This window comes from Sphingomonas sp. IC081, assembly GCF_006874585.1.
Classification (GTDB): Bacteria; Pseudomonadota; Alphaproteobacteria; order Sphingomonadales; family Sphingomonadaceae; genus Novosphingobium.
The window spans coordinates 3,863,396-3,881,504 of record NZ_CP029761.1; the positions used below are offsets into that span (position 1 = coordinate 3,863,396).

The window sequence follows — 18,109 nt, forward strand, 5'->3', positions numbered from 1 at the left end:
CGTTTTCCGAGTCATCAGGTGATTCCACCTGATTGGAAAACGCTTTATCACGCCCCGGCGCGATAGCTTGCCATGATGTCGCGGCGCAGCGCCGCGCCGCTGTCGGTGCGCGAGTAGAACATGTGACCGCCCGGGTACATGTGCAGGTTCACGCGGTCCGCGCGGCCGAACTCGGGCATCTGCGAGATGATCAGGCGCGAGCCGAAATAGGGGCACGAGAGGTCGTCCCAGCCGTGGACGATGTCGACGGTCATCTTCGGATCGATCGAGATCGCCTGGCGCAGGTCCTTCACCGGGTTGTCGGTGTTGTCGCGGTCCCAGGCCTCGTTCACCTCGAACGACAGCGCGTTGTAGCGCGCATCGACCTTCCAGCCGACCTGACGGGTCACGAAATCGACCATCGCCGAGGTGGTGGGCGCGATCAGCGTGGTCAGCAGCGGGTCGCCGTATTGCGGGCGGGCGCTGGCCGGGAACGGGTCGAACGCGGTGAAGTTCGAATCGTAGACCGAGCCGACCAGGCCCTGGTCGCGGCGGATTTCGCGCAAGTACGTGCCGATGTCGACACGCCCGTTCATGCGGCGCACCAGCGCCGGATCGAGCCCGGTGATCTCGGCAACCCTGGCCGAAAGGCGGTCTGTCGCGGCCTTGTCCTTGGGACCGGCGAGGAAGTCGGCGACGTATTCGGTCTTCAGGTACTGCTCGATCGGCGCCATGGCCTCGGCGCTGAGCTTGCCCTCGCGCTCGAGATGACCGGCGGCCATCGCGGGCAGGTTGAGCATCCAGGGCAGCGGCGAGAGGCCGTCGTCGTCGCCGATCGCCGGCGGGTCGAGATAGGGCGAGACCAGCGTCATGCCGTTGATGCCCACGCCCATCTGGGTCTGGAGATAGTAGGCGAGGCGCGGCACGCGGTAGCCGCCGTAGCTTTCGCCGGCGAGGTACTTGCGGCTGGTCAGGCGGCCGTTCGTGTTCAGCCAGTCATAGACGATGCGGCTGAGGTACTTGATGTCGTTCTCGGAGGTGAAGAACGCCTTCTTGGTCGCCTCGGCATCGACGCGGCTGCGCGAGAAGCCGGTGCCGATCGGGTCGATGAAGACGAGGTCGGTGAAGTCCAGCCACGAGTTGGCATTGTCGTGCAGCACCGCCGGGTCGGAAGGGGCGTCGCCCTGCGCGCCGAACTGCACGCGCTTGGGGCCGATGGCGCCGAGGTTCAGGTAGACCGAGGCCGCGCCGGGGCCGCCGTTGAAGGCGAACGTGACGGGGCGGTTGGCGGGGGCGCCGGGCACCGTGTAGGCGGTATAGACCACCTCGCCGATGGTCTTGCCCTTCTCGTCCTTCACCGGCAGCGAACCGACCGTGGCGACGTAGCTCACGGTCTTGCCGCCGATCACCGCCGACTGCTTGATCGACTTCGCCGCGGGGAAGGGCGCGAGCTGGCTGTCGTCCTTCTTCTCGTCCTTGGTTTCGGGAGCAGGCTTGTCGGCCGCGTAAGTGGCGGCCGGGCCTGCGGCGAGGGCGAGCGAAAGCGCCAGGCAGGCGAGGGAAACGGTGCGCATCGGGAAGGTCGACCCCTTGTTGAGTGCGCCCGCGACGGGGGCGCCTATGGGGGCGATACCTAGAACGGGTAAATAGTATACGGCAAGGGGCTCCGAGCCTAAAATGCGACATGGGCGCCGCACTTTTTCTTGAAGCTCGTCACATCCGTGACGAGCTTGCGGCACCGGCTCACTCCCCCACCCATCAGGATACACTCGTGGGTGGCAGGGTGGGGGAGTGGGCCGGTGCCGCAAAATTCGCCTGTGGCGAATTTTCAAGCAGTTACGGCAGCATCGAGCCCGTCTCGATGAAGCGCTGGTGCCACGACAGCGCCTCGCCCGGCAGCGAGGGCGACTGCAGGCCGTAGGAGCCCTTGAGCGCGCGGGCGTAGTAGTCTTCCAGCAGCGGGCGGTAGTCCGGGTGGGCGCAGTTGGCGATGATGACCTTGGCGCGTTCCTTGGGGCTGAGCCCGCGCAGATCGGCCAGGCCCTGCTCGGTGACGATCACCTGCACGTCCTGGTTGATGTGATCGACATGGCTGGCCTGCGGCACGATGGCCGAGATCTTGCCGCCCTTGGCGGTCGAAGGCGTCATGAAGATCGAGATATAGGCATTGCGCGCGAAGTCGCCCGAGCCGCCGATGCCGTTCTGGATGCGCGAGCCCATGACGTGGGTGGAGTTCACCGCGCCGTAGATGTCCGCCTCGATCAGCCCGTTCATGGCGAGGCAGCCCAGGCGGCGGATCAGTTCGGGGTGGTTGGAGATTTCCTGCGGGCGCAGGATCATCTTGTCGCGGTAGCGGGCCATGTCCGCATTCACGCGGGCGGCCGCCTCGGGGCTCAGCGAGAAGGCGGTGGCCGACGCCATGCGCAGCTTGCCCGAGTCCAGCAGGTCCAGCATGCCGTCCTGGATGACTTCGGTGTAGGAGGTCAGGCTGTCGAACGGCGCGTCGACCAGGCCGGTCAGCACGGCGTTGGCGATATTGCCCACGCCCGACTGGATCGGCAGCAGCGCCTTGGGCAGGCGGCCCAGCTTCACTTCGTGGTTCAGGAATTCGAGGATGTGGCCGGCGATCGCCTTGGCCTTTTCGTCCGGCGGGCTGAACGGGGCGTTGCGGTCGGGCCGGTCGGTCTCGACGACGGCGACGACCTTGGCGGGATCGACCTTGAGATAGGGCGAGCCGATGCGGTCATCGGGCTTCACCAGCGGGATCGGCACGCGCGCGGGCGGCAGGGCGGTGCCGTAGTAGATGTCGTGCATGCCCTCGAGCGCTTCGTTCTGCCACGCGTTCACTTCGAGGATGACCTTCTCGGCGCGGTCCAGCCAGGTCTTGTTGTTGCCCACCGAGGAGGAGGGGATCAGGCTGCCGTCGGCGCGGATGCCGGCCACTTCGATCACGGCGGTGTCGAGCTCGCCGAGGAAGCCCTGCCAGGCCATCGGCGCGACCTGCGACAAGTGCATGTCGAAGTAGTTCATCTCGCCCTTGTTGATGCGTTCGCGGGCGATGGGGTCGGAGTTGTAGGGCAGGCGGAATTCGATGCCGTCGGCCTTGGCCAGCGCACCGTCGAGTTCCGGCCCGGTCGAGGCGCCGGTCCACATGCGGACCTTGAAGCCGCGTCCGGCGGCATGTTCGGCCTCGATCTGGGCGGCAAGGGCCAGGGGAACCGCCTTGGGATAACCCGAGCCGGTGAAGCCGCTCATGCCGACCGTGGAGCCGCTGGTGATGAGCCGGGCGGCGTCCTCCGCGGACATGACTTTGGAGCGAAACTCGGCACTCTCGATGCGCATGGCAACCTCTTCGTTTCTGACTGACGTTGCTTGCGCCAGTCGGCTTCAAGGGGCGACGAATCCAGTGCAAAGTCCACCTGGACGATTGCGCAAGATGCATGACAGTAATCGCCCCTCCCGTCACCGTGCAAACTACGGCCGGGCAAGTTGCCGAGGCGGATCAACGGGAAGCGAGTTCGATCACCTCGCGCGCCATGGAGACCAGCACCGCCTCGCGGTTGACGCCGCATTTCTGGAAGATCGTGCGCAACTGGCTGATGACGGTCTGCACGCTGACCCCGCGCAAGTTGGCGACGGCCTGGCGCGAATGGCCCTGTACCAGAAGCGAGACAACTTCGCCTTCCGCCAGCGTGAGCCCGAGCGCGGTGGCAAGGTGGGCGGATTGCTGCGCGGTCGGCCGCAGCGGCGTGCGCAAGGTGACGATGGCGCGCGGGGCGGTGCCGAAGCTCCAGTCCTGCCGGGGCAGGCTGCGCACGTCGAGCAGCAGCGGGGCATCGGCGCTGCGCAGCCAGAGGTCGGCGGCGCCGTCCTCCCGTCCCGCAAGCGCGCGGCCGATGCGGGCCTGGAGTTCGCGGTCCACATCCGGCCGGGTCGCGTGCAGGGTGGCGGCCCGGATCTGCAGGGAATCGGGGCCAAGCAGCGCCTGTGCCGCCGCGGTGACGCCGCAGACCTTGCCGATGCCGTCGAGCAGGATCGCGGCGCTGCGGATCGCGTCCAGCGAACCACGCAGCAATTCGATGCCCTGGTGCTCGATGGCGTCCTGCATGCGGATGGCGGCGAGAACCGCGGGGGCCGCCTCGGCCAGGACGGCGCGCTGTGCCTCGTTGCTGCGGCCCACGCCCTGGCCGCGCAGGATGGCGAGGCCGAAAAACACGCCGGGACGCTGGCTGAGCACGACCTGCGCGCCGAACTCGGCATCGTTGCGGCGGACATAGTCGAGATAGGCCTCGTCGGTATGGGCCTTGCGGATCGCGTCGTAGTGATCTTCCCAGGTCACCTCGAAGGGCATGCGTGTTGCCGCGACGCGGTAGTTCACCTGGGGGTTGAAGCCGTCGATCGCGAGAAATTCGTCGAAGTAGTCGGGAATGCCCTCGGCATCGGTGACCCAGTTGAAGGCGGCGTGGCGCTCGCCCAGCGCGAGCAACTGCGAGCGGGTCGATCCGGTGGCATCGGCCAGCGCTTTCAGGGCGGCGTCCCAGCCCCCTTCCTCGAAAGGTGCGCGCGCAAAGAGATCGGCGATCCCCTCGGCGCGACAGCGGTGATCCCTGAATGAGCCCACCGGCGCATCATGTAAGGTGAAGCGGCGATTAACAAGTACCGTCATCCATCCCTGAAATAAGGGACTCTACCATGTTCATGGTATGCTGCGGGTTACATGTCGATGCACAATGCCGTCGCGACCCGAGGGATCGGTACTTGCGATCCTGAGACTCTCAGCCCGGGACCTGGCAACAGGTCCCGGGCTCTTTTTTCGAGGAGGAGGGCCGGGACCCGGCAACAGGCCCCGGGCTCTTTTTTTCGAGGAGGAGGGCCGGGACCCGGCAACAGGCCCGCGGGCTCTTTTTTCGAGGAGCAGTGGCCGGAATCCGGCAAAGGCCCGCGGGCTTCTTCGGGACGTTCAGGCGGGGGTTACTTGCCCCATTTCTTCTGCATCTTGCCGTAGCGGGTCTTGCGGGTGCCGGGTTTGCCCTCGTTGCTGCGGCCGACGATCGGCGCCTTCCTGTGCTCGTCCGGGATGCCCAGTTCGCTGGCCTCCAGCTTGCGGATCTCGTCGCGGATGCGCCCGGCTTCCTCGAATTCGAGGTCGGCGGCGGCGGCGCGCATCTTCTTTTCCAGCTCCTCGATATAGGCACGCAAGTTGTGGCCGACGAGGTTGTTGGCGCCGTCGTCGGTCTCGATGTCGATCAGCACGCCGTCGCGGCTGGCGGTATCGGCGACGATGTCGGCGATGCGGCGCTTGATCGTCTGCGGGGTGATGCCGTGCTCGGCGTTGTATTCTTCCTGCTTGGCGCGGCGGCGATCGGTTTCGGCGATGGCGCGCTCCATCGATCCGGTCATGCGGTCGGCATAGAGGATCACGCGGCCGTCGACGTTGCGCGCGGCGCGGCCGATGGTCTGGATCAGCGAGGTCTCGCTGCGCAGGAAACCTTCCTTGTCGGCATCGAGGATGCAGACGAGCCCGCACTCGGGAATGTCGAGCCCCTCGCGCAAGAGGTTGATGCCCACCAGCACGTCGTAGACCCCCATGCGCAAGTCGCGGATCAGCTCGATGCGTTCCAGAGTCTCGACGTCGCTGTGCATGTAGCGCACGCGCACCCCGGCCTCGTGCATGAACTCGGTGAGGTCCTCGGCCATGCGCTTGGTGAGGGTGGTGACGAGGGTGCGATAGCCGCGCTCGGCCGCCGTCTTGCACTCCATGATGCAGTCCTGCACCTGGTCCTCGACCGGGCGGATCTCGACCGGCGGATCGATCAGGCCGGTCGGGCGGATCACCTGCTCGGCAAAGACGCCGCCGGACTCCTCCATCTCCCACGATCCCGGCGTGGCCGAGACGGCGATGGTCTGCGGGCGCATCGCGTCCCACTCGTTGAAGCGCAGCGGGCGGTTGTCGATGCAACTCGGCAGGCGGAAGCCGTATTCGGCGAGCGTGATCTTGCGGCGGTGGTCGCCTTTCGACATCGCGCCGATCTGCGGCACCGTCTGGTGGCTTTCGTCCACGAACAGCAGGGCATTGTCCGGCAGGTACTCGAACAGGGTCGGCGGCGGTTCGCCCGGCAGGCGGCCGGTGAGGAAGCGCGAATAGTTCTCGATCCCCGCGCAACTGCCGGTGGCGGCGATCATCTCGAGGTCGAAATTGGTGCGCTGCTCGAGCCGTTGGGCTTCGAGCAGGCGGCCTTCGGCTTCGAGTTCCTTGAGCCGCTCGGTCAGTTCGAAGCGGATCGCCTCGCTGGCCTGCTTCATCGTCGGCCCGGGCGTGACGTAGTGCGAATTCGCGTAGACCCGCACCTTTTCGAGCACCGAGCCCTTCTTGCCGGTGAGCGGATCGAATTCGGCGATCTCCTCGATCTCGTCGCCGAAGAACGAGATGCGCCAGGCGGTGTCCTCAAGGTGGCTGGGAAACAGTTCCAGGTTGTCCCCGCGCACGCGAAAGGTGCCGCGGGTGAAGGCGGCATCGTTGCGCTTGTACTGGAGGGCGACGAGCTTGCGGATGATCTCGCGCTGGTCCTGCGTGTCGCCGGTCTTGAGGTCGAAGATCATCGCCGAGTAAGTCTCGACCGAGCCGATGCCGTAGAGGCACGAGACCGAGGCGACGATGATCACGTCGTCCCGCTCCAGCAGGGCGCGCGTGGCCGAGTGGCGCATGCGGTCGATCGCCTCGTTCACCGAGCTTTCCTTCTCGATGTAGGTGTCCGACCGGGCGACGTAGGCCTCGGGCTGGTAATAGTCGTAGTAGGAGACGAAGTATTCGACCGCGTTCTCCGGGAAGAAGTCCTTCATTTCGGCATAGAGCTGGGCGGCGAGGATCTTGTTCGGCGCCAGGATCAGCGCCGGGCGCTGCAGTTCCTCGATGACCTTGGCCATCGTGAAGGTCTTGCCCGAGCCGGTGACGCCCAGCAGCACCTGCGTCTTCTCGCCCTCGCCCGCCGTGGTGACGAGGTCGGCGATGGCGGTCGGCTGGTCACCGTTGGGCTCGTACTCGGACACGACCTTGAAGGGCCGGCCCGGCATCGACTTGTCCGGACGCGCGGGCTTGTGGGGGACAAACGTGCCCGAGGTATCCGGTTCCTCAAGGCCCCGGCGGATGATCAGCTCTGCCATGGAAGAACATATGGGGTATATCGTAGCAGCCCGCAATGTCTTGCCGGAAGGGGCTCGCGGGAAAGGCGCGGCGATGATAGGTCCTCGCCTCCCGGATCAGGTGCGAAAGGGTTCGACTCCATGAAGCGTATGGCAGCAGTTTCGGCAGCAGTTTCGATCGTGGGGCTGGCACTCGCGCTGGCGGCGTGCGGCTCGAAGGAGCAGAAGAGCGGCGAGCCCAAGACGATGGACGAGGTGAAGGAGGAGGCGGCGCAGCTGCAGCGCCCCCGGCCCGGCCAGTACACGCAGAAAGTCGAGATCACGAAGATGGACGTGCCCGGCATGCCCAGCGAAGCGGCGGCGCAGATGAAGACGATGATGGCGAAAGGACAGGTCAACCAGTTCTGCCTGACCCAGGCGGAGGCCGACAAGGGGTACCGCGACATGTTCGACGGGATCGGCAAGGGCCGCGAATGCAGCTATTCGCGCTTCGAGGTTGATGGCGGCAAGCTGGATGCCCAGATGGAGTGCAAGTCCGCCGATCAGGGAACCGCCCGGATCCAGTTGGCGGGCACCGTGAGCGACCAGGGCTCGGATGTGACGGTGGACATGAACATGTCCGGCGGCCCCGCGCCGATGGGCGAGATGAAGATGGCGATGCACATGACGACTGCGCGTCTCGGGGACTGTCCTTAAAGTGCAAGGGGCCCGCAAGGTGCAAGGAGGCCCGCAAGGCTGAGGATGAAGGTGGAAGAACCGGCTCCGCGACAGATCGACATGATGCGCAGCGCCATCGCGCGCCGTGCAGCGCTGGCGCGCGAGCCGCATCCCGAAGGCGTGCGCAAGCCCTCGCTGCGCCTGTTCCTCGCCGAACTGGCTTCGTTGGGGCGGGGCAAGAAGAAGCCCATTGTCGTGGACAAGGCGCAGCATCCGCAGCCGGTCATGCTGCTGCCCGGCTTTGGAGCGCATCCCAACCGGATGCGGCCGATGGCCGATGCCCTCGCCGAGGCGGGGCATGAGGTCCACGAATGGGGGCTCGGGCTCAATCTCGGGCCGAACCCGCAGAACTTCGCCTTCCTGATGCGGCGGGTCGGCACGCTGGCGCGCCAGCACAAGCGGCCCATCGCGCTGGTCGGCTGGAGCCTTGGCGGCCTTTTCGCGCGGGAGATCGCGCGGCGCGAGCCCGATTGCGTGTCCAAGGTCATCACCATGGGCACGCCGTTTTCGGGCGATCCGCGCGCCAACAATGCCTGGCGGGCCTATCAGATGGTGACGGGGCACTCGGTCAGCGCGCCGCCGATCGACTGCGATTTCACCGCCAAGCCGCCGGTCCCGACGATCGCGCTATGGAGCCCGCGCGACGGGGTGATCCATCCGCGCTCGGCCTGCGGCTGGCCCGGTGAGCGGGACCGGGCGGTGGCGATCCGCTGCGCGCACCTTGGTTTCGCCAGCGATCCGCGCGTGGTGGCCGAGGTCTTGCGGCAACTCGACGCCGAGGATTAAGCCATCACATCGTCGCTCGGACGGGCAACCGGCGGGCGCGAGGCCAGCGAGCAGCCCGCGCTGGCGCCGATCATCATCGCGACCGCCAGCCATTGCAGCATGCTCAGCCGCTCGCCGAGGACGAGGAAACCGACGATGGCGCCCAGCGCCGGGGCCATGCTGCTGAGCAGGCCGACGATGCGGCTGGAAAGCTGGCCCATCGCCCGCATCTCCAGAACGTAGGGCAATGCGCTCGACAGCACCGCGACAATGGCGCCCAATGCCAGGGCATGCAGCGGCAGGCTTGCGGGGGCAGAAGCGAGGCCGAACGGCACGGTGACGCAGCAGGCGACCACCATGCCCACCGATACCGCGACCGAACCGCCCACTTGCGAAGCGCGCCGGCCGCAGAGGATATAAAGTGCCCAGCAGGCGGCCGCCGCCAGTGCGAACACGATGCCCAGCGGATCGAGCGCATGGGCATTGCCCTGCCACGGGATCAGCAGGGCCATGCCGCCCACCGCCAGCGCCAGCCACAGGAAATCCTTCACCGAGCGCGAACTGGCCAGCACCAGGCTCAGCGGGCCGCAGATCTCGATGGCGACGGCGATGCCGATGGGGATGCGCCTGATCGCCCAGTAGATCATCAGGTTCATGCAGCCGAGCACCAGCCCGTAGAGCAGCAGCCACTTGAGCTGCCGGCTTGTGAATTTCACGCGCCACGGACGGGCGATGGCCAGCAGGATCAGCGCGGAGATCGTCGTGCGCAGCGCGGCGACGCCTTCGGGGTCGACCAGCGGGAACAGGCTCTTGGCGAAGGCCGCGCCGAGGTTGATCGAGCTTTGCGCGACAACGATGGAAAGGCCGGCAAGAAGGGCCGTGCGGTCGGTCTGCGAGGTCATGTCGGGGCGATGCCAGTTGGAGAGGCAGAAAGATAGAGAAGTCCTGGGGCCCTTCGATACACGCAGGAGATCCCCCAGACCCGCATAATGTCCCCGTTTCGCCCAGCCTATCTGTCTAGGCGGCGTGGACAAATTCCTCGAGGTCACGACCGGAGGCAAAACCCGTCAATTCAAGGAGGCGAGGCGCAGGACTATGGTTAGCGATGCGAGCGCCCCACGTAGACGGCGCTGATTGCTGAGCCAATGACCCTGCCTTTGAATTGGCAGCGGAGATGGCAAGATGCTCGATGATGACGCCAGTGGTTTGAACGGCGATTTAAACAGTGCGGCACGGTGTGCGAATACGCATTGGAACGGTGTGCCGCATAGTGCGAAGTCGGATGTAGCCGAAGCGACAATCCTGGGCCCGCAGAAGCGCAACCGACGGTGGGATGCACACGAGAAGGCGCGGATCACTGCGGAAAGCTTTGAGCCGGGCGCCAACATCAGCGCGGTGGCGCGGCGCCATGGCATGAGCCCGGGCTTGCTCCATTACTGGCGGCGAACGGTGCGCGACCGGGCGGCGATGGAGCCGATCTCGTTTGTGCCGCTGGAAGTCGACGATGGCACGCGGGCTCCGGAAGGCAGTCTCGAGATTGGGTTCGACGGCGCCCACGTCGTGGTGCGCGGCGCGGTGGACGCCGGCGTCCTGAGGGTTGTTTGCGAGGCGCTGCGTCAGCGATGATCGGCGGGCGCAGCGATCTGAAAGTCGTGCTGGTGTCGGGCCCGATCGACTTCAGGGCCGGTATCAACAGGCTCGCCTCGCTGGTGGCCAACGAGTTGGGCCGAGATCCCTATTCCAGTGATGTCTTCGTGTTCCGGTCGAAGCGGATGGACCGTTTGAAGCTCCTGCATTTTGACGGCTCCGGAACCATCATGGTGACAAAGTGGCTGGAGGCTGGGAAGTTCTTCTGGCCGCCCGTGACAGGCGGGGTGATCAAGCTGACCTCGGCGCAGATGACGCTGCTGCTGGGCGGAATGGACTGGCGCCGCCTTGAGGAAAACCCGATAAAAAAGCCCGACATGGCAGGGTGAAAGTGCCGGTTTTTATGGGTTTTTGCGCGATTGTGTGCTAACAAAATCGGGTGACCCGACCCCCGGAAAATCAGGCTGACGCACTCGATGCGATGACCCGCCGGGTGGCGGAACTGGAGGCCGAACTCGCGGCGGCCTCCAGGCTGTTGCAGACCTATAAGGCGATGTTGTTCGGTTCGCGCTCCGAAAAAGCGCGCGTCGTTCTGGACGAGCAAGGGTGCCTCGATCTGGGGGACCTGAGTGCCGTTCACGTGGCGCCAGCAGCCAACGATGATCCGATGCCCATGGGGGTAAAGCCTCGTGCCAGGCGCAACATCGGCGCTCTACCCAAGCATCTGCCCCGGATCATTCACGTCATCGAACCTGAAAGCACGCAGTGTGCCTGCTGTCAGGGCGGCATGCATAAAATCGGCGAGGACGTGAGCGAGGCGCTCGACATCGTGCCGGCCATCCTGCGTGTGATTGCGACCGTCCGCCCCAAGTACGCTTGCCGGACCTGTGAGGGCGGCATCGTCCAGGCACCGGCGCCGCGCAGGATGATCGAAGGCGGAATGGCGACAACCTCGCTGATCGCCTGGATCGTGACACAGCGCTTCGCATGGTATCTTCCGGTTTATCGCCAGGCCCAGATGCTGGCAGGGCATGGCCTGCAGATTGATCGATCGACGCTGACACGCTGGCTGAAGTGCGCAGCCTGGTGGCTCGAAGGCCTCTACGATCTGCAACTGCGGGCAATCCATAGTCATCCCCGCATCCACGTCGATGAAACCCGGATGCCTGTGGTTGGAGGTGGCAACGGCAAAGTCCGCATCGACCAGTTCTGGGCCCATGGAACCGATGATCGCCCCTGGAATGGTCCGGCACCGCCGGCGGTGTGCTATGTCCATGCCCGTTCCCGAAGCCATCGCACGATATCCGAGCAGCTTGGACGCTATCAGGGCGTGCTCCAGGTCGATGGCTATCGTGCCTATAAGGCCTTCGAGAACCCGGACGAGTTGTCCGGAGATATCCGGCTCGCGTTCTGCCTCGCGCATCTGCGGCGACGCTTCGTGGACCTTCATAAAAGCACCCGATCGCCGATCACCGCGCAGATCATCACTCTGCTCAGTCGCATTTATCGGATCGAGGCGGAAATCCGTGGCACCAGTGCCGAGCACCGGCTGCTCACGCGGCAGGAGAAGTCCAGGCCGATCATGGAGGAACTCAAGGCGCTGCTCGACGATACCTTGCCGCGCGTCTCGCAGGTCTCGGATCTGGCTGGGCACATCCGCTATGCTCAGGGCCACTGGCGCGGCCTCAACCTGTTCCTCGAAGATGGCCGCGTCGAGGTCGATAACAACATGATCGAGCGGCAAATGCGCCCGATTGGAATCGGACGCCGCAATAGTCTGTTCGCCGGCAACGAAGGCGGGGCCCATACGTGGGCGGTGCTCGCTTCCCTGCTTCAGACAGCAAAACTGAACGGGCTCGATCCCTACACCTGGCTGAACGATGTGCTGGCCCGGATGGTCTCGGGTGAAGTCCTCAGCAATGATCTCGAGCAGCTCCTGGCATGGAACTGGCGCCCCGCTGAACCGACCGCTATGCGACTGGCCGCATGAGTAGCACCAGTCGCTTCAAGCGCCCAAAGAAGCCCAGAAGAGCGCGCATCCTCACGCATGAAAAGCTTGAGGAATGGCTGGCCACTCGCGAGCATCCGATGCCGGGCGTATCGATGATCGACGGCTATCTCGCCGCGCTTGTCGTATCGCCCCAGTTCATTCCTCCCGAAGACTGGCTGCGCCCCATAGTCGGAGACGGCATCGCCTGGGCGCCGGATGGCAGTATCGAGGAGGCTGTCCGCAACACGATCTTCCAGCGGTATAGCCAGATTGGCGCGACCCTGTCCGGCGGACCGAAGCGCTATGCCCCCATTTACATGCGCACGGACGCTGGCGAAGTTCTCCTGGAGGACTTCGCCAATGGCTTCTACCTCGGCATGCGGCTCAGCATCGACGACTGGAAGCCGCACATATCCAATCCGGAAATCGGCCACCCACTGACCGCCATCCTCGGTCATTGCACGACAATGATGCCCGAGGATCAACGCCAGAACGCACTACGCGGCCAGGCCGGCGAGATCCTGGCTCAATCCTGGAAAATCGTTCCAGAGCTGGTCGAGATGCTTCACGTCAGCATCGGCGGCGCCCGAAACATCGAAATCCGATAACCAGCAGCGTCAACGTGGGGTTCTCGCACCGCTAACGGACTATGTCGATAGTTCAAGCCGAACCGACGCCGAAGTGGCGGGTTTTGGTCCGGCCCCTTCGGGGTAGCCCCCATGTGCCCCCCGGCAGCGTTGCACGGCCTTGAAAGAGAACCACTCTTCCCGCGTCCGCGCGCCTCGCCGGGGGGCACATGGGGGCTATCGTGACCTCGAGGAATTTGTCCACGCCGCCTAGCGCTCCCTGCGGCGCAGCCAATATGTCTCCCGACGCAGCCGTGGGTGCGCAACGGAGTTGGCCTGCCTGACCTAGACGGTATCGGGGGTGCAGGGGGGCTTTGCTCCCCTGCTTTTCCCTTTCTTCACCCCCTCGGCGGCTGCCGCCGATAGCTGAGTGCTTCCGCCACATGCACGCGGCCGACTTCGGCGCTTCCGGCAAGGTCGGCGATCGTGCGCGCCACGCGCAGGATGCGCGTATAGCCGCGGGCCGAGAGGTGCATCGCCTCCGCCGCCTGCATCAACAGCTTGCGCCCGGGTTCATCGGGCGTGGCGTGGGTTTTGAGCAGGTCACCGTCGAGTTCGGCATTGGTGCGCCTGCCGGTGCCGGAAAGCCGCGCGGTCTGCACGGCGCGGGCGCGGGCGACGCGCTGCGCCACTTCGGCGCTGCCTTCCTTGGGCGGCGGCAGGGCGAGGTCCACCGCGCGCACCGGGTCGACCTCGACGTGGAGGTCGATGCGGTCGCGAAGTGTAACTCTTTTCAAGATGGGCGTTACCCGGAAATTTCACGCAGCTTCTTACGGAATAGAGCTTGTAAAGCAGAGCCTCTTGCAAGGGGTTGTGTGTTCAACAGGTCAATAATGTTTTTATCAGTAAGTGTGATCAGGATGCCGTTCTGCGCTTGAAAGACATCCTTGCATCGCTTGGTAAGCACCTTCTCATCGTCGACGGCGCGGCAGACAATGATGCCAAATCGTCCCCGTCTCGGATCGAAGCGGCCCGCCAACTGATCTATTTCTGGGTTGGCAATGTCATCGCTATAGTTCTTTGCTTCAATGATGACTTCCCGTGATGTGGTAAAAGGGTCATCTTTGCGGTCTTTGAAAAAGCCTTCTTCTGCCGAGTTCAAAAATGTCAGATCAATTCGTTTCCTCCCGTCGTTGATCTCGCGCTCCAGCGACGGACTGATCAAATCTGGGTAAAACAGGTAAGTGAGCACACCGGTGATAAAATGGTGATAGGCCGTGGCGTGCCGCTTGCCCGTTGGAATTGCGGCCAGCGTCTTTTTAAGACCTTCATCAAATGCCGTCTGGTGGAATACCTCACCATTGGCTTCGACAAGCGTTCTAATCCCCACTGGCGCGTGACGATCTAAGACGGTTCGGAATTTTTTATATTCGGCAGGGTGATCGTTAGAGAAACTTGCCAAGAACGACTTTTTAAGTGGAAATTTCTCTCGTATCTTAGACTTACGAACGACCCTCCTTGTTGTATTTTTTGTTTTAACAACCTCTACAAGTGAGCCATTCGTTCTAAGTTGCTCGTCTTGAATGAAATTTGTGACAAAATGATTATAATATTTTGACGCAGCTTGCTGGAGCCCCCCCTTCCAGCGAACATACCGTTTTGGGACGAGAAGAATCTTATGGTCATTTATGACTGGAATATTGTCATATTCGTCTTTGATCCAATCCCTGCCCACCGAATCCCAAATGAGGCCAGCGGGGACTTTATGGGGTATTTCTCGCCCCAAAATTTCAAACTGATCTTTCGTATATTCAATCAAGTGACGGCGGATTATATTCGTTGTCATATCTGAAATTTTGTCAGCGCCGATGCCGTCAATAAATAGGGCTGCGTCCGTTAAATCCTGAAGAAGGCCGGATTTTGCTGCGGGTGACGCCTTAAGGCTATCGAAGACCTGTTTTGCTTGTCCCGGACCGAGGCCTCGACCGTTCGGCTCACCGGATGATACACCGAGATGCGTTTCGTTGGGCTCTCGGAGCCCTTCGAGCAATTGCGTCCCCTTTGTATCATTTCCCTTTTTGATAGCCTTCAGAACGGTGTCGAAAAAGCTTCTAATGTCATCCTGACATTTTTGCGCGAATTCGTCGCGTGGCTTAAGAAAGCTGGCTGGATCGATGTATAGAGGAAAATCTAACTCAAGATCGATGTCAACAAAATCAAGTAGGGGCTGCGACTGATTTAGGCCCAGCGCTTTCGATAACAGCATTTACCACTCCGCCCATTTCACAACGATAAACGCTAATGCATCGTTGCTGATCTCTGCAACCGAATCATACATGTCAAAAAAGTCAAACATCTTTTTTCGAAACAATGTGTCTTCCTCGGGGGAGTTCGGCTGGGTAGCCAACTGCCTTCAATGCCTTTGTGGCCCCTCATCGTTAAATCATTAGCCTTACTGATTTTTCATGCAGGTCGATGCGATTCAACAATATTGCAGTCGGTGGAATCTCTACAAGTATCAGAAAGGTAGGGCGAATTTTGACGCAGGCTGCTGCTGCGTTGGCAAGGGCACTGTTTTCAAGTAGAAGGTTGCTATGCTCGCTATCGCTTACGCCCGCTGGTCCTCCATGGAGCAAACCAAAGGCTCGACGCTCGTCCGCCAGATCGAAAACACCACCGCATTCATCGAAGCATGGGGGTGGCAGAATGTTGCCGAGCCGATGATCGACCGGGGCAAGTCCGCCTACACTGGCGCAAACATCGAGACGGGCCAACTCGGCAAGTTTCGCGACAGCATCATGTCTGGGCGGCGAGAGGCAAGCAATCTGGTCTTGGTTGTCGAAGAATTGGATCGCCTCTCCCGTCAGCCCGCCGACATCATGTTGTCGTGGCTCTCTCCGCTGGTTCGCAAGGGCCTCACCATCGCGGTGGTGAACACGGGCCAGATGATCACCCGTGAGATGCTCGACCACGACATGGGCGGGCTGATGATGATCTTGATCACGGCTTTCGGTTCGCACACCGAATCCCGCAAGAAGGCGAAGCGGGTCGCGGCAGCTTGGGAACAGAAGCGCGAAGCAGCGCGGAATGGCGAGGCCAAAATCCAGCGCAATCATCGCCGACCGAAGTGGGTTGAGATCGATGATGCGGGCCAGTTCTATGTACCGGAGCACAAAGAAAAAATCGTCAAACTGATTTTCGAGAACCGGGTGAATGGGATCGGCAAGGGCCTCACCGCCAAGCGCCTCAATGAAATGGCCCTCACGGATTCACGCTACGCCCCTTGGGAATTGGATGCCGGGGAGCGCAAGGCACCCTCGATGTGGACGGCGACCTACATCGGTCGTGTTCTGCGCAACCGGGCGGTGATGGGCGAATGGCAACCATACCGTCGTCCACGCAACGGTGAGGTGACGGCCCTCGAACCGATTGCTGATTATTACCCACGCATCATCGACCCCGCGCTCTTCATGCGCGCGAACGAAAAACGGATTGCGGACGCATTGAAGCACCAAGGTCGAGGGCGCGGTCTATCCAATTTGCTCGGCACGAAAGCCATTTGCGCCGAGTGCGGCGGGCAAATGTCAGCGCTTGGCTCTGCGGCTTACTTCACGAACAAAAAAGGTGAGAAGCACCGCCACTACTTCCTTTACTGCCGCAACGCCAAGGTGGGGAAGACCTGCGAGAACCAGCGTGGATGGACCTATGATCGCGTCGAAGGGCCGATCCTCGACCGCATCCTCACCCTCGCCATGGATGATCAGCATTTCGCGAGCGACGATCAGGACACCGTTGCGCTGGAACTGGCGGTGCATTCGACGAAAGCGTCGATTGCTGAGATTGAGCGGAAAATCGAAAATGTGCTCGATGTCATCGAGGGCGGTGGCGGTGCGCAGGCAAAGGGACGCTTGCTCAAGTTACAGCAGGAATTGGAACACGCGCAGGAAGCGCACGAGAAGGCCGTTGAGAGCCTTTCCAGTGCTCGGGGTGCTGTGAGCCCAAGTGAGCACATCAAGCGTGTAAGCGAAGTCAGAATGCTCCTATGGAGCGATGACGAGGATGAACGCTTCCAAGCTCGGTCGAGAGTTAAGGCAGCGCTACAGGCTGTGTTGCAGTCGATCCGTTTCCATCCCCGCACGGGCAATGTGACTGTGCGGTTGGTGGCTAATACGCGCATGTTTGCCATCAATCATGGCGGCGAGATCATCGACGACATCGATCTCGGCGGGCCACACTTTGAACCGGTGACGGTGGTCGATTTGATGACCGGCGACACTGAAGTGAGAAACAATCTCGATCTCGATCAGCGACAGGCTGCGAAAGACTATCAGCGTCGAAAAGAGACGACCGACATCAGGTAGGAGCTTGGTTGGTTGATAAGGCGCACTTGGAAATTATGCGTTCTGGCGGTGTTATCCGCGCCACTTCGTCACTCGGTAAAGCTGCTCAAGCTCACTTCGTGAAAACCGCAGGAAGAACGCATCAAAGGGAACGGTCGTGATGTCGCCTTCCCGGTGGTGAGGTGGGATCGGATCGGCGGTCAGCGCGAGCATATTCAAATATCGGACGGCGGCGCGGTGCCAGTGGACCCGTCGCCTGCGGCCTTCCTTGGTGGAGAGGGTGGCGAGATCGGCGTAGAAGTGTTCGAGAAGGGTCATGGATGAGAAGGGCCGCTACCATGGGAGTGATAGCGGCCCGAGGAGACAGGAGTGTGGGCGGCGAGGAGAACCAATTGCTTACCGCCCACACCACTATTTATCATGCGGCCATCGAGATGATGACGGTGGAGCGAACCCTGCCACGCGGGACGAAGGCGAAATCGCCGTGAACTTCCAGCGCTGCGCGGAGATACGCCTCGGCGGCTTCTTCTTCGCGCTCGAAGGTGCCAAGGTAGACAGCGCGTCCATTGACGCGGATGTAGGTGCGCCATTTTTTGCCGGAGCGGCTTACGCCTTTGAATTTCGACACGCCACGCAGCTTCCTTGAGATGATGTTTTGACCGCGTGTTGCGATCCGCAAATTTGAAATCGCGTTATTCGTTTTGTCGCCATCGCGGTGATCAATTTCACCATCAGGCCATTCACCAAAGTGCAGTGCCCATGCTATCCGATGACCGAGTAGGCACTGTTTGCCGACGCGAATCCAGCAGTATCCTTGATTCATCATGTCAACCGGCGCGCAAAACTGACCCCCTATCGGCGCCCAATATTGACCCCACCTTTCGGTAGTCTGGCGGTTATCCCGGTAGTCGATAGGAGGGGCCCACGGACGACGACGCGCACCGTCAGGTGTGCTGGCGGCGGCGTCCGTGGGAGGTCCCTGTTGACCCACCGGGTTAACCGCCGGGGATGGGGGTCCGGGGGAA

The 18,109-nt window shown here is 62.5% G+C and carries 15 protein-coding genes and 1 pseudogene; 7 read left to right on the forward strand and 9 right to left on the reverse strand.

Annotated features, from left to right (window positions below):
- Window positions 1–47: 47 nt before the first annotated feature.
- The 4 genes from DM450_RS18345 to uvrB all read right to left on the reverse strand — a co-directional run bounded on the left by DM450_RS18345 (window position 48) and on the right by uvrB (window position 7,140).
- On the reverse strand, window positions 48–1,553 hold the full coding sequence (locus tag DM450_RS18345) for a S10 family peptidase (RefSeq protein ID WP_142637241.1): 1,506 nt from the start codon (window positions 1,551–1,553) through the stop codon (window positions 48–50).
- 262 nt (window positions 1,554–1,815) lie between these two features.
- Complete coding sequence (locus DM450_RS18350; protein ID WP_142637243.1) at window positions 1,816–3,321, reverse strand: acetyl-CoA hydrolase/transferase family protein; 1,506 nt, start codon at window positions 3,319–3,321, stop codon at window positions 1,816–1,818.
- 160 nt (window positions 3,322–3,481) lie between these two features.
- A complete protein-coding gene (locus tag DM450_RS18355; RefSeq protein WP_260610003.1) occupies window positions 3,482–4,600 on the reverse strand; it encodes a helix-turn-helix transcriptional regulator in 1,119 nt (372 codons plus the stop codon).
- Between the two features lie 350 nt (window positions 4,601–4,950).
- Window positions 4,951–7,140 carry an excinuclease ABC subunit UvrB gene (gene uvrB, locus DM450_RS18360; protein WP_142637245.1) on the reverse strand — a complete coding sequence of 730 codons (2,190 nt, stop codon included), beginning with the start codon at window positions 7,138–7,140 and terminating at the stop codon, window positions 4,951–4,953.
- 120 nt (window positions 7,141–7,260) lie between these two features.
- Here uvrB and DM450_RS18365 point away from each other — a divergent pair, with 120 nt between their 5' ends.
- Both DM450_RS18365 and DM450_RS18370 read left to right on the forward strand, forming a co-directional pair.
- The gene (locus tag DM450_RS18365; protein ID WP_142637248.1) at window positions 7,261–7,815 is read left to right on the forward strand and encodes a DUF3617 domain-containing protein; all 555 of its coding nucleotides are present in this window, start codon (window positions 7,261–7,263) and stop codon (window positions 7,813–7,815) included.
- A gap of 45 nt (window positions 7,816–7,860) precedes the next feature.
- Window positions 7,861–8,622 (forward strand): triacylglycerol lipase, encoded by a 762-nt coding sequence (locus tag DM450_RS18370; protein ID WP_185928654.1) that lies wholly within the window; start codon window positions 7,861–7,863, stop codon window positions 8,620–8,622.
- On the opposite strand, the gene DM450_RS18375 is transcribed toward DM450_RS18370, so the two are convergent.
- Window positions 8,619–9,503, reverse strand: coding sequence for an EamA family transporter (locus DM450_RS18375; RefSeq protein WP_142637249.1), 885 nt, complete (start codon window positions 9,501–9,503; stop codon window positions 8,619–8,621). The two genes, DM450_RS18370 and DM450_RS18375, sit on opposite strands and share 4 nt — an antisense overlap.
- Window positions 9,504–9,783: 280 nt before the next feature.
- Between DM450_RS18375 and tnpA the strand changes: the two genes are divergently transcribed.
- The 4 genes from tnpA (at window position 9,784) to DM450_RS18395 (ending at window position 12,786) form a co-directional block, all read left to right on the forward strand.
- Window positions 9,784–10,227 (forward strand): IS66-like element accessory protein TnpA, encoded by a 444-nt coding sequence (gene tnpA, locus DM450_RS18380; protein ID WP_142635971.1) that lies wholly within the window; start codon window positions 9,784–9,786, stop codon window positions 10,225–10,227.
- Window positions 10,224–10,577, forward strand: a complete 354-nt coding sequence (gene tnpB, locus DM450_RS18385; protein ID WP_142635969.1) for an IS66 family insertion sequence element accessory protein TnpB — start codon at window positions 10,224–10,226, stop codon at window positions 10,575–10,577. Before tnpA ends, tnpB begins: the two co-directional genes overlap by 4 nt.
- A 92-nt stretch (window positions 10,578–10,669) precedes the next feature.
- Window positions 10,670–12,178: an IS66 family transposase gene (tnpC, locus tag DM450_RS18390; protein WP_185928620.1), complete on the forward strand. Its 1,509-nt coding sequence runs from the start codon at window positions 10,670–10,672 to the stop codon at window positions 12,176–12,178.
- Entirely contained in the window at window positions 12,175–12,786 is a 612-nt protein-coding gene (locus DM450_RS18395; protein WP_142635965.1) for a UPF0149 family protein, read from the forward strand. Before tnpC ends, DM450_RS18395 begins: the two co-directional genes overlap by 4 nt.
- A 356-nt stretch (window positions 12,787–13,142) precedes the next feature.
- Here DM450_RS18395 and DM450_RS18400 read toward each other — a convergent pair.
- A pseudogene (locus DM450_RS18400) lies at window positions 13,143–13,526 on the reverse strand (ATP-binding protein); the annotation flags it as partial.
- 23 nt (window positions 13,527–13,549) lie between these two features.
- On the reverse strand, window positions 13,550–15,010 hold the full coding sequence (locus DM450_RS18405; RefSeq protein ID WP_142637251.1) for a hypothetical protein: 1,461 nt from the start codon (window positions 15,008–15,010) through the stop codon (window positions 13,550–13,552).
- 328 nt (window positions 15,011–15,338) lie between these two features.
- Here DM450_RS18405 and DM450_RS18410 point away from each other — a divergent pair, with 328 nt between their 5' ends.
- Window positions 15,339–17,105 carry a recombinase family protein gene (locus DM450_RS18410; protein WP_142637253.1) on the forward strand — a complete coding sequence of 589 codons (1,767 nt, stop codon included), beginning with the start codon at window positions 15,339–15,341 and terminating at the stop codon, window positions 17,103–17,105.
- A 51-nt stretch (window positions 17,106–17,156) separates the two neighbouring features.
- On the opposite strand, the gene DM450_RS18415 is transcribed toward DM450_RS18410, so the two are convergent.
- Entirely contained in the window at window positions 17,157–17,402 is a 246-nt protein-coding gene (locus tag DM450_RS18415; protein WP_142637255.1) for a hypothetical protein, read from the reverse strand.
- Between the two features lie 100 nt (window positions 17,403–17,502).
- Window positions 17,503–17,910 (reverse strand): HNH endonuclease signature motif containing protein, encoded by a 408-nt coding sequence (locus DM450_RS18420; RefSeq protein ID WP_142637257.1) that lies wholly within the window; start codon window positions 17,908–17,910, stop codon window positions 17,503–17,505.
- Window positions 17,911–18,109: the final 199 nt, after the last annotated feature.

What these genes read in the sequence shown, in the direction of transcription:
- tnpA (WP_142635971.1), top strand. Translation starts at nt 9,784, where the DNA reads ATGCTCGATGATGACGCCAGTGGTTTGAACGGCGATTTAAACAGTGCG.
- DM450_RS18415 (WP_142637255.1), bottom strand. Translation starts at nt 17,402, where the DNA reads ATGACCCTTCTCGAACACTTCTACGCCGATCTCGCCACCCTCTCCACC.
- DM450_RS18405 (WP_142637251.1), bottom strand. Translation starts at nt 15,010, where the DNA reads ATGCTGTTATCGAAAGCGCTGGGCCTAAATCAGTCGCAGCCCCTACTT.
- DM450_RS18395 (WP_142635965.1), top strand. Translation starts at nt 12,175, where the DNA reads ATGAGTAGCACCAGTCGCTTCAAGCGCCCAAAGAAGCCCAGAAGAGCG.
- tnpC (WP_185928620.1), top strand. Translation starts at nt 10,670, where the DNA reads ATGACCCGCCGGGTGGCGGAACTGGAGGCCGAACTCGCGGCGGCCTCC.
- DM450_RS18365 (WP_142637248.1), top strand. Translation starts at nt 7,261, where the DNA reads ATGAAGCGTATGGCAGCAGTTTCGGCAGCAGTTTCGATCGTGGGGCTG.
- uvrB (WP_142637245.1), bottom strand. Translation starts at nt 7,140, where the DNA reads ATGGCAGAGCTGATCATCCGCCGGGGCCTTGAGGAACCGGATACCTCG.
- DM450_RS18410 (WP_142637253.1), top strand. Translation starts at nt 15,339, where the DNA reads ATGCTCGCTATCGCTTACGCCCGCTGGTCCTCCATGGAGCAAACCAAA.
- tnpB (WP_142635969.1), top strand. Translation starts at nt 10,224, where the DNA reads ATGATCGGCGGGCGCAGCGATCTGAAAGTCGTGCTGGTGTCGGGCCCG.
- DM450_RS18375 (WP_142637249.1), bottom strand. Translation starts at nt 9,503, where the DNA reads ATGACCTCGCAGACCGACCGCACGGCCCTTCTTGCCGGCCTTTCCATC.
- DM450_RS18350 (WP_142637243.1), bottom strand. Translation starts at nt 3,321, where the DNA reads ATGCGCATCGAGAGTGCCGAGTTTCGCTCCAAAGTCATGTCCGCGGAG.
- DM450_RS18420 (WP_142637257.1), bottom strand. Translation starts at nt 17,910, where the DNA reads ATGATGAATCAAGGATACTGCTGGATTCGCGTCGGCAAACAGTGCCTA.
- DM450_RS18370 (WP_185928654.1), top strand. Translation starts at nt 7,861, where the DNA reads ATGAAGGTGGAAGAACCGGCTCCGCGACAGATCGACATGATGCGCAGC.
- DM450_RS18345 (WP_142637241.1), bottom strand. Translation starts at nt 1,553, where the DNA reads ATGCGCACCGTTTCCCTCGCCTGCCTGGCGCTTTCGCTCGCCCTCGCC.